Consider the following 12,304-nt stretch of genomic DNA (forward strand, 5'->3'; position numbering starts at 1 on the left):
AGCCCGCGGCACGCATCCTCTTTCACCCTATGCCGGAACAGAACGGCGGCAGTGTGATCATGCACAGGAGGCCGAAATCTGCGGCCTAGATGTTGGCGCAAAGGGGTAAAAGTTCGGTTTGTGAGTGGGAATATCGGTCGGAACTGGCGGCGCTCAAAACGAGCAAAGTTCATCGCCGTCCAACCCTGATAATTTGCGTGGAAAGACAAAGTGGCTGGGGAACCTGGATTCGAACCAGGACTAACGGAGTCAGAGTCCGTGGGTCTACCGTTAACCTATTCCCCAACGGCGCCAGAAACGGCGCTTCGCAATGGAGCGAGGCATATAACAATTCCGGACGCGGGGCGCAACCAGCGGCGTGCGGAGAATGCACTATCCCTTCGCGCTATCGCGCAATCGGCAGCAATTCCGGGCGATATTCGAAGTGCATGGTGTCGAAGTGGTGCCATTTTCCGCCCCATATGAAGCCATGACGTTCGAAGATCTCGACGATTTCGTATGGAATTCGGTTGCGGTACCGTGGGGACGCACCGCTGGCCGGCTTTGCCCAGCGCCAATAATCCGTATGCTTTATGGCGATGTCGATGGCGATGCCGTAACCGTGCGCCGAGATGCGATCGGTCCCGGCGATAACACGGCAATTGTACGTTCCTGCTGAGGGGATCAGGAACTTATCGAACTTTGACGAGAGCTTATCTAGCTCGTCGCTGACCCGCTGCAATTGCTCTGCAACCCCATTTATGCGCGTGACGCGAAGCCGCTGACTAGACTTCTTGGGAAGCCAAATAACGTCGACGAGCTCCTTATTCACCGCACCGGACCGACAGTCCCCGTACACTTTTCGAAAGAAGGCTTGGTTCCGTGCCCGCCCTGGATCGGCACCAGCATGGGGTGGCTGCGCGAGTTGGCCGAGCGGATAAGGCACGCGTAGCATGTCGGCGACGCTCGGTTTTTCAAGCCATTCGGCGCTGCCTGGAGGTTTCGGCTCCACATCAAGCGGCATGCGCGTACCATCCCGCCAAATGAGTGTCGTTTCGTCTGCGCCATCAATATAATCTTGGTACGTCTCAATTAGCCGTCCCGAAATTTCTTTAAGGGTCTGCGCCCCCTCGACGCCGCAATTCGCGGTGGTCGCCAGAGCCTGAAGCACCGCAACCATGAGAAACATGACAACGTAATTCATTGATACTTTTATACTTTACTCAATCATTAGGCGTTCACACGCTTGATACTACCGCTCTTCAGCCTACCGAGTACAAAGTCAGGCATCCTGCTTTACCACTCCTTGCGACCTGCTACACTCAGTTCAAGACGAATCCAGACGGCTGTCTGATGACGCAACTTCCTCCGACTGCCTGTGCCCTACAGCACGGGTTGTTTCGGAGCCAGCGCCAGACACTGGAGATAAAGCGGTGGAGGATTTTAAAGACGAGGGAGAGCCCCGCCCTGCGTCCGTGGACGAGAAAGTCCCGGCGCGAAAACCTGTATCTGCAGGTCCTCTGCACCATGAACGCGAGCCCGTCGACGTAAGGACGCTCGATGTGCGCCATTTGCTTACTGGCTCCCCCGCGCCAGAACCTCGAACAGCCGCGCTGGATTGCGTTCGTGATCAAAAGAAGCAAGCTTGTCTGAATGGCAACGCCAACGAGCGCGCGTTAAACCGCGGCGCCCGCCAGGAGACGGTTGAGCAAGTTTACGGCGCTCTCGATCTCGGCACGAACAATTGCCGCCTATTGTTGGCCCGGCCAACACGCCGCGGATTTCGCGTTGTAGATTCTTTTTCACGCATCATTCGGCTTGGTGAGGGTGTCTCGCAATGCGGTACGCTTTCGGAACCAGCCATGCGCCGGACGATGGACGCACTCAAAGTCTGTGGCTCCAAGCTCAACCGCCATGGTGTCCGCCGCGCTCGTCTCGTCGCGACGGAGGCTTGCCGATTTGCGAGCAACGGTCCGGATTTCCTCGCGCGTGTTAAGGAGCGCCTCGGTCTCGATATTGAAGTGCTCACCCCCGAAGTCGAGGCACGTCTCGCCGTCTCCGGCTGCGCCTCGCTGATCGATGACCGATCTGACTACGTTCTCGTTTTCGACATCGGCGGCGGTTCTTCCGAACTGATCTGGCTCAATCTGTCGGGTGCAACACGCAAGCGTTCGCGCGGCGCGGATCGGATCGATGCACAGAACCATATGGCTGCATGGACGTCTTTGCCGGTCGGTGTTGTGACGCTTGCTGAAAGATTTGGCGGACGGTTCGTCACGTCGGAACGCTTCGAAGCGATGGTCGAACACGTCAGCAACTTGCTCCGCCCCTTCGAAGATAAGTACCAATTCGCGCCCCTGTTACGTGATCGTCCGGCGCATCTGCTCGGCACGTCAGGTACGGTGACGACCATTGCAGGCATCCAGATGGGCTTGCCGCGTTATGATCGCAATCGGGTCGACGGATGCTGGCTCTCAGTCGCAGAAGCACGCGACATCACCTACAAGCTCGTCGGTAGCAGTTACGAGGAGCGCGTTGCCCAGCCCTGCATCGGGCGCGACCGAGCGGATCTCGTGCTCGCCGGCTGCGCTATCCTCGAGGCCCTGATACGGTTGTGGCCCTGTGAACGATTACGGGTTGCCGATCGCGGGTTACGCGAAGGCATCCTGACCACATTGATGATAGAAGACGGTGTCTACCGGACACGGCGACGGCGCGGGCGCCAGCATCGCTGACAGCACATCTTAACTCTTAAAAGCACTTGCTAGACGAGGTCACTCCTTGGCGAAGAAAGGCAGCGGCGGGATTACCGGCCCGACAGGCGGGCAGCGCCAATTGCATGTTCGTGTGAAGACCGCGCGAAAGCGCTCAACATCGTCTGCTCGATGGCTCGAACGTCAGCTCAATGATCCTTATGTGGCCGCGGCCAAACGTGAGGGCATGCGCTCGCGCGCCGCTTACAAGCTCTTGGAAATCGATGACAAGCACCGAATCCTCAAACCCGGCCAGCGGGTGATCGATCTCGGGGCAGCGCCAGGAGGCTGGAGCCAGATCGCCGCGGACCGTGTGAAGGCTTTAGACGGACAAGGTGACAAGCGCGGCCAGGTGGTTGCCATCGACTACCTGGATGTCGAACCGCTCCCTGGCGTGGACTTCGTCAAAATGGACTTTACGGACGAAGACGCGGAAGATCGGCTGAAGTCCATGCTGCGAGACGGAGCAGCCGATGTTGTCATGTCTGATATGGCAGCGCCGACTGTGGGACATACGCGTACTGACCACTTACGCATTATGGGACTTGCCGAAGCGGCTGCGCACTTTGCGTGCGATGTCCTAAGCCCTGATGGCGCCTTTCTCTGCAAGGTTTTCCAAGGTGGGGCGGAACGCGATCTGCTTGACCTTCTAAAGCGCAACTTCAAAACCGTGCGTCACATCAAGCCGCCAGCCAGCCGCTCAGACTCTGCGGAACTGTATGTTCTTGCGACAGGCTTTCGCGGAGACAAGAAAGCAGAAGACGCGGACAACTAGTACTTTTCCGAACGAGCCGAGCGGCTTCGAATTTGGCAGCTGACCAGACGGTTCCTCAAAAAAGACATCGCCCGCGATGGGAGCCATAGCGGGCATAATTCCGGTTTTTATGATGATACGTGTGTCTGCTCTCAGCAGGACGGCTTGCGCTTGACCGGCTCACTAAATCCAAACACACGCCACGCCCAGGACGGCATTGCACAGTCGCCGGTCTCATAATACTCGGCCGCTCGCTTGTTGGCGCGCGGCTGAACCTTTCTTTGACGGCCAGCGCTTCTGGAAGACGAGTCATTCTTGTTACTGGTCTCGCCTTTTTCGTCTTCCATCTCTATCACGTCGATTTCAGGAGCCGCGCGGCTCGACCTGATCTCGCCCGCATCGCTATCGGGACGCGCGATAGTAACTGGCAGCTGGCTGGGATCTACGCCGCCTAGATTTTCAGTTTCCGCGGGATCAGCATTGGTCGCTGTATAGCCAGCAACCCGTGGCTGACCGAGCGATCCTGTTTCGGGCGGCGTACGGTCGGTTGCCGGACGGGGTGCTGTAGCCAGATCCTGATTGGCAGGCTGAGCGACAGGGGGATCTTTTTCGACAGCTATGATCGCCGGGGCCGAAGGCTTATCGGTGTCGCCGACGTCGACTGGAACCTTTTCTTTAATGGAAGCGACGTCTACACCCGAGGATGTGCCTGTCGCCGTTGCTGGCCCATCGTTTGGCTCTGGAGACCAGGGGATCATCATCAGGGCCGCCGTTGCTCCGGCGAGCCCCACACCGGCAAGCCAAAGCGCGCGCCGCGGACGCCGCGTGCGCACCGGCATGGAATTTGTAGATTCCAACGCCTGTCGGGCGGCCGCAGCGACCGCCGACTCGCGCACCTTGGTTTCGCGCTTCTCTGGCACGACAAGGTCGTGCGCATACCAGACGCGCGATTCCGTCGGTCCGGATGGTTGTGAAGGTTTCACGGCTCTTTCTTTAGCTCGCAGAATGTTGATCCGGATCCCAGTTGAGAGCCAGGAAACCATGATTCGGCGTTTCATAGCTGACGGGAAAAGGCTTTGCCTTCGTGAGCGGCATGTATTTTTGATTCTAGTTGCGAAAACGCTGCCTATTGCCCCGAAAAAGGCGATCGACGTACACGCAAAGCATATAAGTGCCGCAACGCCCTCTACTCAGGCATGAATGCGTTTACAAACTCGTGTCGAGCATCACATAACCGCCTGCGGTTGTAAGATATATAGCAATCTCATCTATTCAGGAGTTAGGACGTGAAGATTCTCGTGACTGGAGCCGCCGGCTTTATCGGGTATTTTGTAGCGCGGCGATTACTCGACGAGGGTCATGACGTCATTGGTCTTGATAATCTAAACGATTACTACGATCCGTCGCTGAAGCAGGCCCGGCTGGCTCAGCTCAAGCCGCATGAACGCTTTTCTTTCCTGCGGCTGGATATTGCCGACCGCGCAAGCATGGCTGAGCTTTTTGGCGCGCATAATTTCGATCGCGTTGTTCATCTCGCCGCTCAGGCGGGCGTACGTTACTCACTTAAGAATCCGAATGCCTACATCGATTCAAACGTCGTTGGATTCATGAATATCCTTGAAGGATGCCGACAAACCCAAGTCGGGCATTTGGTCTACGCGTCATCGAGCTCTGTTTATGGGGCTAATGAAAGCGTTCCCTTCTCGGTGCATCAGAACGTCGACCATCCGTTGAGTCTCTATGCCGCCACCAAGAAGTCCAACGAACTCATGGCGCATACTTATGCGCACCTTTACCGCATTCCGGTAACCGGGCTCCGTTTTTTCACAGTCTACGGACCCTGGGGGCGCCCCGACATGGCGCTGTTCCTGTTCACCCGCAAAATACTCGCAGGCGAGCCCATCGAAATATTCAATCACGGGCGCCACGCGCGCGACTTTACCTACATTGACGACATTGTCGAAGGGGTCGTGCGAACGATGCATTCCATCGCGCAGCCCAACTCACAATGGTCTGGGTCGGCGCCTGATCCCGCTACATCTTCCGCACCCTACAGACTTTATAATATCGGCAATCACGAACCCATCGCGTTGCTCGACTTCGTGGCTGCTATTGAACGCTCTCTTGGCAAGACAGCTGAAAAGATCATGTTACCCATGCAGGCAGGCGACGTGGAAAAAACGTTTGCCGACGTGGATGACTTGGCCCGGGATGTGGGCTTTGCTCCCGCAACACAACTGGAAGCCGGAATCGAGAAATTCGTAACCTGGTATCGCGACTACTACGCCCAGTAAGACCGCCGAGTTCCGTCATAGAGCAAGGCCTAGCGCATTTTTTGATCACAGATGCTAGTGTTTAACGAGACCGGCCTGAAGGACGTGCGTGTGCCCTACCCCGCACGTCAGGCTCTATCATGATGGACACGGATCAATGGCACTCACTCCTGAGGAAATTCAGCGTTACAAGCGCCATCTGGTACTCAAGGATGTTGGGGGACCAGGGCAGCAACAGCTCAAGAAAGCGCGGGTTCTTCTTATCGGCGCGGGTGGATTAGGCTCGCCAATCGCGCTTTATCTCGCGGCGGCAGGCGTTGGTACGATCGGCCTTATCGATGACGATATCGTCTCGCTCGACAATCTTCAGCGCCAGATCGTCCATGACACAGCAGACGTCGGCGTGCCGAAGGTCGAAAGCGCCCGCAAGACTATCAACCGTCTCAATCCGCATGTCGACGTCGAGACATTCAATTTTCGACTGACATCGGACAACGCACTGCAAATCATTGAGCAGTTCGACTTGGTGTGTGATGGCTCGGATAATTTCGCAACACGCTATCTAGTCTCTGACGCCTGCTATTTTGCACGCAAGACGTTGGTGTTCGGTGCTGTTGGGCCATTCGACGGCTATGTGACGACACTCAAGCCGCACGAGAAGCGGCCGGACGGGACACCTTGGCCGAGCTACCGCTGCATTTTCCCCGAGGCTCCACCACCGGGAACGGTAGCGAACTGCTCCGAGGTCGGCGTCCTTGGAGCCGTCGTTGGCGTCATTGGTACTCTGCAGGCAACCGAAGTCCTCAAGGAGATCACCGGTGCCGGTGAGACCCTGGCCGGCCGCTTGTTGATCTACGATGCCCTGGGATCACGTGTTGAGAGCGTCTCAATCGGCTGGGATCCCGAGAATGAGCTCTCGGGCAAAAATCCGACCATCATCGACCTTTCGATGCATGATGGCACAGAAGCTACCGCGGCCTGTGCCGCCACGTAGCGCATTCAGCTTCGATCGTTCCGAAAAGGCCTCAGAACATCGCAGGATGGACACGGTCAGGCGGATTGTGACCGTCCATGAACGTCTTGATGTTGATGATGACCTTTTCACCCATGTCGACGCGGCCTTCCAGCGTCGCCGACCCCATATGCGGTAACGCGACAACGCGGCTTGAGCGCAGCAACTTCGGGTTCACGGCAGGCTCGTGCTCAAATACGTCGAGGCCGGCCCCAGCAATTGCTTCGGCTTCAACTAATCGTGCCAGCTCGTTCTCATCAATCACCTCACCGCGCGCTGTATTGACGATGTAAGCCGTCGGCTTCATCAGCCGGAGCCGGCGTGCAGAGAGAAGATGGTAGGTCGCCGGGGTGTGCGGGCAGTTCACAGAAATAATGTCCATGCGCGCCAGCATCTGGTCCAGGCTATCCCAGTAGGTCGCCTCGTATTCCTGTTCGATCTCCTCAGGCAGCCGGCGGCGATTGTGATAGTGGATCTGCAGCCCGAACGCCTTGGCGCGCCGTGCCACAGCACTTCCGATGCGCCCCATTCCGATGATTCCCAACCGTTTGCCATAGATGCGATGGCCGAGCATCCAGGTTGGCGACCATCCGTGCCACTCGTTCGCAGGATCTTTCAGATACTGCGTCGCTTCAGCGAGACGCCTGGGGACGGCGAGGATCAGCGCCATGGTCATGTCGGCGGTATCCTCGGTCAATACACCTGGCGTATTGGTCACGGTAATGCCGCGGTTGCGGGCTGTATCAAGATCGATGTTATCGACGCCAGTACCGAAGTTTGCGATAAGCTTCAGCTTTTCACCCGCCTGAGAAATCACGGCCCGATCAATCCGATCGGTCACCGTCGGCACGAGAACGTCAGCCGTTTTGACCGCCTCGACAAGCTCCGCTTGCGACATCGGCTCGTCGGCAACGTTCAAGTGGGCTTCAAACAATTCACGCATGCGGGTCTCGACGACCTCTGGCAACTTGCGCGTAACGATGACAACGGGCTTTTTGGGGCTGTTGGGCATGGGTGTCTTGCTGGTCGGAGGTTTAGCTTCCGGGTCGCGCGATGGGCTTGAATGTCGCGGTCGACACGGGCGCCGTCGGTAGGTCCGAAAGTCGGATCGGCCTTCTCTAACAGATGGTCATCGCAATGACAAAGCTAGCGGACAGATTGAGCTTAAACACTGGATTGGTGGCAGGTTCCTCACCATGTACGCGCTTTCAAGGAGAAGTCAGAATTAAAATGCGGGCACGAGCAAGCGGGACAACAGCGCGAAACAGCGGTTCGCGAATCAAACGGCACGGCCGATTCGGCGTCTCCACCGCCTTCCTCCTCTCCGTGGCCCTGATGGCTGGAGGCCTTTTTGCCGGATCTGCGGCTGCCCAAGAAGGCGGAACGCAGTTTAAGGTTCCGCGCTTTGTCAGCCTGAAGTCCAACCGCGTTAACCTTCGCAAGGGACCAGGCACGGACTACCCCACATCCTGGGTCTTTCGCCGAGCGGGCCTTCCCGTTGAAATCATCAAAGAATTCGAGGGCTGGCGGCAGGTGCGCGATGCAGAAGGAACGACGGGATGGGTCCTAGGGTCGCTTCTCTCCGGGCGCCGAACGGCACAGATTCTTCCTTGGGATGTAAAGTCATCCCAAGAACGGCCTCAGGTTGCACTTGCGTCTCGAGAAAGTGAGGGTTCGAGACCGGTTGCGATGGTTGAAGCGGGTGTCGTCGCGGACATTCATGAATGCGACGGCGAGTGGTGCTTCGTTTCCGTCGACAAGTATCGGGGGTACGTCGCGCAGAAGAAGCTGTGGGGTGTTTACCCCGATGAAATCATTAAATAGCGGAATATCTTCCGCTTTCTGCACTGAGTGTGACGACTTATTCTTTCACGAGGCGCACAATTACGTCGATGTGAGAAATCTTTGTGCCTTCCGGCGGTTCCGGGAGTCCGTCGACCCGAATCGAATGGCTGGGGATGTCCACCAGAACACCTTCCGGCTCTAGGAAGTAATGGTTGTGATTCGAGGTGTTGGTATCGAAGTAGGTCTTTGTACTGTCGATCGCCAATTCGCGCAGCAGCCCGGCACGCTTGAATTGATGTAGCGTGTTGTACACCGTCGCCAAAGAAACTTGCTCGCCCGCCTTCTCAACCTCGTCATGAAGCAATTCAGCCGTGACGTGGCGATCTTGCCCGCAAAAAAGCAGTTGAGCGAGCGCAACACGTTGACGCGTTGGCCTTAGCCCTGCTTGGCGAAGAATCTTTTCTATGTAGCGGTCGGCTTCCGTGCGCATATCTGCGTTATCACTACCTCGCGCGAGGCGAGTTCCTTAGGTTTCGTCGTACAATGGGGCATCCTGCCACTTTCGCACAGACGCCCCAAGCACGTAATCTTAGACGGCTTTTGCCCAGCTAAGCGGTATAGAATGCTCTGCTTAATATATCTGCAAGCGTTACGTCCTGCAACTTGGCCGCGTTCTACAGACAGTTAGCGGAAGGTTAAAGCACCTTGACGACCCAACCGTTTGCCATTTGAAGGTCTTGGTGAGTGTGTTACCAGATTGACCCCATGTGCGTCGGCGCCTTCTTGGTGCGCGCCACAAGCGGCAGGTTAATGAAACAACTACGGGGGATTCGAAACGAGGCCCATGGCTGAGCGGCGACCAAACTTTGACTACGACGATCTGATCGCCTGCGGACGCGGAGAACTGTTCGGACCGGGCAATGCCCAGCTTCCGCTCCCGCCCATGTTGATGTTTGATCGCATAACTTCGATCTCTGAAACCGGCGGCGCGCACGGCAAAGGACAAATCGTGGCCGAACTCAAAGTGGCAGGCAATCCGAAGCTCGACTGGTTCTTCAAATGCCATTTTGAAGGTGACCCGGTCATGCCGGGGTGCCTGGGACTTGATGCGCTGTGGCAGATGACTGGTTTCTTTCTGGGTTGGCTCGGCGCCCCAGGACGCGGCCGCGCTCTTGGCGTTGGCGAAGTGAAGTTCACCGGAATGGTGGTGCCAACCGTGCAACGCGTGGAGTACATCGTCGATTTAAAGCGGGTTATTTTACGTAAGCTGAAGTTGGCCATCGCCGATGGAACCCTAAAAGCCGACGGACAAACTATCTATACAGCCAGCGACCTGCGTGTCGGACTGTTCGAGACAGGGGACGCGGTAGCGGGGGCATAAACTCCGCCCGTGGAGCCCCGCTCCAAAACTGCGACACCAATTCAAATCCGGGGCCTCTTCAATGCATGGGCTCCGTGAGGGAAAGGGATTTTGATGAGACGCGTCGTCGTCACCGGGATGGGCATCGTTTCCTCAATCGGGAACAACACCCAGGAGGTCCTTGCGTCTTTGCGCGAGGCCAAATCCGGCGTCGTCAGGGCAGACAAATATGCCGAACTCGGGTTCCGCTGCCACGTTCACGGGGCGCCGAATATAGACTGGGAAACCCAGGTCCCCCGTAAGCCGAAGCGCTTCATGGAGGCCGGCGTCGGCTGGAATTACATCGCTATGGATCAGGCCATTCGCGATGCCGGTCTTGAGTCCTCCGAGGTCGTCAATGAGCGTACCGGCATTATTGTTGGTGCGGGCGGCCCTTCCACGGTCGCGATCGTACGTGCTGCTCAGACGACCCAGGAACGTGGCCCGAAAAAGGTCGGACCATTCGAGGTCCCGAAGGCAATGTGTTCAGGGCCTTCGGCGGTTCTCGCGACGAGTTTTGAGATCAAGGGTGTAAATTACTCAATCTCCTCGGCATGCTCGACGTCAGCGCATTGCATTGGCAATGCTGCAGAGCATATCGCCTGGGGCAAGCAGGACATCATGTTCGCCGGTGGCTGCGAAGAGCTGGACTGGACCCTGTCCGTCCTTTTCGACGCGATGGGCGCGATGTCGTCCGGCCACAACGATGCTCCTCAACGTGCAAGCCGGGCCTATGACAAGAATAGAGACGGCTTTGTGATCGCAGGGGGCGCCGGCATGCTGGTGCTTGAGGAGCTGGGACACGCCCGTGCGCGCGGCGCCAAGATTTATGGCGAACTTGTCGGTTACGGGGCCACTTCGGACGGCTTTGATATGGTTGCCCCCTCAGGCGAGGGCGCGGCGCGGTGCATGAAATTGGCGATGCAAGGCCTTGATGGTAAAGGCCTGGGCTGCGATATCGATTATATTAATCCACATGCCACTTCCACACCGGTGGGTGACGCACGCGAAATTGATGCCATTCGCGCCGTTTTCGGAGAGAATATCCCCCACATCTCGGCGACAAAATCACTCACCGGTCACTCGATGGGTGCTGTCGGGGTGCAGGAAGCCATCTATTCACTCTTAATGATGAATGCCGGCTTTGTTTGCGAAAGTGCAAATATCGACGAATTAGACCCTGAGTTCGAAGGGGTGCCGATCGCGCGCCAGAGGTTGGACGACGTAACGCTTAACTGTGTAATGTCGAACAGTTTCGGTTTTGGCGGAACAAATGCGAGTCTGGTGTTCCGCCGCTACGAAACCTGATCTCACTTATGTCGCGGCGATAGGGGGACATCAGGTCCCTGCTTAGAGGTTCGTCCGACATGAAACGCGACACTACCGGCACTGGCTGGTTCGACACTGTTGGACGCGCCGCGGGCGCAGAAAGAAGGGCTCGCATGACCCAGACTGATTTTGCAAAACCCGGTCCTTTGCTTGCGGGCAAACGTGGCCTTGTCATGGGCGTCGCTAATGATCGCTCGATCGCATGGGGCATTGCACGGGTATTGGCCGGGCAGGGTGCGGATCTGGCCTTTACCTATCAAGGAGAGGCGTTCGGGCGCCGCGCCATTCCCCTGGCTGAATCGGTGGGCTCTAAGATCATTGTGCCTTGCGATGTCAGTGATCTCGATAGTGTCGATAAGGTTTTTGAAGAAATCAAAAAAACCTGGGGCAGCCTGGACTTTATCGTTCATGCGTTGGCTTTTTCTGACCGCCGTGAGTTGCATGGCCGATACGCGGATACGACGCGTGATAACTTCGTGAATACCATGGTTATCTCGTGCTTCTCCTTCACTGAAATCGCGAAGCGGGCCGCAGAGCTGATGCCAAACGGCGGATCGTTGCTTACGCTTACGTATGGTGGGGCGACGCGATGGGTGCCGTCCTACAACGTGATGGGCGTCGCTAAGGCTGCGCTGGAAGCCTCGGTACGATATCTCGCGGCCGACCTGGGCCCGCAAGGCATTCGTGTCAACGCCGTGTCGGCGGGGCCAATGCGAACTCTTGCCGGCTCCGGCATTTCGGATGCGCGCGTCATTTTCAACTATCAGCGCGATCATTCGCCCTTGCGGCGCACGCCAACGCTCGACGAAGTCGGCGGCTCGGCGCTTTATCTGCTGTCCGACATGGGAGGCGCGGTAACGGGCGAAGTTCACTTCGTCGACTGCGGTTATAGCACAGTGGCAATGCCGACGCTCGAAGCTCTTAAGGAGCAAGAAGCAGATGCAGATGCCGCCGGCCGGTCACCTTCGGAAGCGGCCGAATAAGGCTCCAATTGCTAGTAACTTGACGCATCGTCACGGC

The 12,304-nt window shown here is 57.2% G+C and carries 12 protein-coding genes and 1 tRNA gene; 8 read left to right on the forward strand and 5 right to left on the reverse strand.

Translation table 11 applies throughout. The features are described from left to right. Positions 1-211 precede the first annotated feature (211 nt). Both K5845_RS11425 and K5845_RS11430 read right to left on the reverse strand, forming a co-directional pair. Positions 212-285, reverse strand: a tRNA-Gln gene (locus tag K5845_RS11425). 100 nt (positions 286-385) lie between these two features. Continuing rightward, positions 386-1,183 (reverse strand): M15 family metallopeptidase, encoded by a 798-nt coding sequence (locus K5845_RS11430; protein ID WP_244512329.1) that lies wholly within the window; start codon positions 1,181-1,183, stop codon positions 386-388. A 229-nt stretch (positions 1,184-1,412) separates the two neighbouring features. Here K5845_RS11430 and K5845_RS11435 point away from each other — a divergent pair, with 229 nt between their 5' ends. Beyond that, positions 1,413-2,714: a Ppx/GppA phosphatase family protein gene (locus K5845_RS11435; RefSeq protein ID WP_287959021.1), complete on the forward strand. Its 1,302-nt coding sequence runs from the start codon at positions 1,413-1,415 to the stop codon at positions 2,712-2,714. Positions 2,715-2,760: 46 nt separating this feature from the next. After that, complete coding sequence (locus K5845_RS11440; protein WP_076605312.1) at positions 2,761-3,507, forward strand: RlmE family RNA methyltransferase; 747 nt, start codon at positions 2,761-2,763, stop codon at positions 3,505-3,507. Between the two features lie 131 nt (positions 3,508-3,638). Here K5845_RS11440 and K5845_RS11445 read toward each other — a convergent pair whose 3' ends face one another. Next, positions 3,639-4,469, reverse strand: a complete 831-nt coding sequence (locus K5845_RS11445) for a hypothetical protein (protein ID WP_287959022.1) — start codon at positions 4,467-4,469, stop codon at positions 3,639-3,641. Between the two features lie 303 nt (positions 4,470-4,772). On the opposite strand from K5845_RS11445, the gene K5845_RS11450 reads away from it, so the two are divergent. Next, positions 4,773-5,780, forward strand: coding sequence for an NAD-dependent epimerase (locus K5845_RS11450; protein WP_287959023.1), 1,008 nt, complete (start codon positions 4,773-4,775; stop codon positions 5,778-5,780). A gap of 136 nt (positions 5,781-5,916) precedes the next feature. Next, positions 5,917-6,753 carry a HesA/MoeB/ThiF family protein gene (locus tag K5845_RS11455; protein ID WP_090225841.1) on the forward strand — a complete coding sequence of 279 codons (837 nt, stop codon included), beginning with the start codon at positions 5,917-5,919 and terminating at the stop codon, positions 6,751-6,753. Between the two features lie 31 nt (positions 6,754-6,784). Here the strand turns inward: K5845_RS11455 and K5845_RS11460 are convergent, their stop codons facing one another. Next, the gene (locus K5845_RS11460) at positions 6,785-7,783 is read right to left on the reverse strand and encodes a 2-hydroxyacid dehydrogenase (RefSeq protein ID WP_090225844.1); all 999 of its coding nucleotides are present in this window, start codon (positions 7,781-7,783) and stop codon (positions 6,785-6,787) included. A 323-nt stretch (positions 7,784-8,106) separates the two neighbouring features. Here K5845_RS11460 and K5845_RS11465 point away from each other — a divergent pair, with 323 nt between their 5' ends. Next, the gene (locus tag K5845_RS11465; RefSeq protein WP_046480244.1) at positions 8,107-8,595 is read left to right on the forward strand and encodes an SH3 domain-containing protein; all 489 of its coding nucleotides are present in this window, start codon (positions 8,107-8,109) and stop codon (positions 8,593-8,595) included. A gap of 37 nt (positions 8,596-8,632) precedes the next feature. Here K5845_RS11465 and irrA read toward each other — a convergent pair whose 3' ends face one another. After that, positions 8,633-9,046 carry an iron response transcriptional regulator IrrA gene (gene irrA, locus K5845_RS11470; protein ID WP_046478240.1) on the reverse strand — a complete coding sequence of 138 codons (414 nt, stop codon included), beginning with the start codon at positions 9,044-9,046 and terminating at the stop codon, positions 8,633-8,635. Between the two features lie 354 nt (positions 9,047-9,400). On the opposite strand from irrA, the gene fabA reads away from it, so the two are divergent. From fabA to fabI, 3 genes are all read left to right on the forward strand, one after another. Beyond that, complete coding sequence (gene fabA / locus K5845_RS11475) at positions 9,401-9,937, forward strand: 3-hydroxyacyl-[acyl-carrier-protein] dehydratase FabA (protein WP_090225849.1); 537 nt, start codon at positions 9,401-9,403, stop codon at positions 9,935-9,937. Positions 9,938-10,030: 93 nt separating this feature from the next. Further along, positions 10,031-11,263 (forward strand): beta-ketoacyl-ACP synthase I, encoded by a 1,233-nt coding sequence (gene fabB / locus K5845_RS11480; RefSeq protein ID WP_090225852.1) that lies wholly within the window; start codon positions 10,031-10,033, stop codon positions 11,261-11,263. A 134-nt stretch (positions 11,264-11,397) separates the two neighbouring features. Next, the gene (gene fabI, locus K5845_RS11485; RefSeq protein WP_046480243.1) at positions 11,398-12,267 is read left to right on the forward strand and encodes an enoyl-ACP reductase FabI; all 870 of its coding nucleotides are present in this window, start codon (positions 11,398-11,400) and stop codon (positions 12,265-12,267) included. Positions 12,268-12,304: the final 37 nt, after the last annotated feature.

Source organism: Filomicrobium sp. (genome assembly GCF_025698805.1).
Lineage (GTDB): Bacteria > Pseudomonadota > Alphaproteobacteria > Rhizobiales > Hyphomicrobiaceae > Filomicrobium > Filomicrobium insigne.

Coding starts and splice junctions, on each gene's coding strand:
- K5845_RS11430 (WP_244512329.1), bottom strand. CDS start 1,183: ATGAATTACGTTGTCATGTTTCTCATGGTTGCGGTGCTTCAGGCTCTG.
- K5845_RS11455 (WP_090225841.1), top strand. CDS start 5,917: ATGGCACTCACTCCTGAGGAAATTCAGCGTTACAAGCGCCATCTGGTA.
- K5845_RS11460 (WP_090225844.1), bottom strand. CDS start 7,783: ATGCCCAACAGCCCCAAAAAGCCCGTTGTCATCGTTACGCGCAAGTTG.
- K5845_RS11465 (WP_046480244.1), top strand. CDS start 8,107: ATGGCTGGAGGCCTTTTTGCCGGATCTGCGGCTGCCCAAGAAGGCGGA.
- irrA (WP_046478240.1), bottom strand. CDS start 9,046: ATGCGCACGGAAGCCGACCGCTACATAGAAAAGATTCTTCGCCAAGCA.
- fabA (WP_090225849.1), top strand. CDS start 9,401: ATGGCTGAGCGGCGACCAAACTTTGACTACGACGATCTGATCGCCTGC.
- fabB (WP_090225852.1), top strand. CDS start 10,031: ATGAGACGCGTCGTCGTCACCGGGATGGGCATCGTTTCCTCAATCGGG.
- fabI (WP_046480243.1), top strand. CDS start 11,398: ATGACCCAGACTGATTTTGCAAAACCCGGTCCTTTGCTTGCGGGCAAA.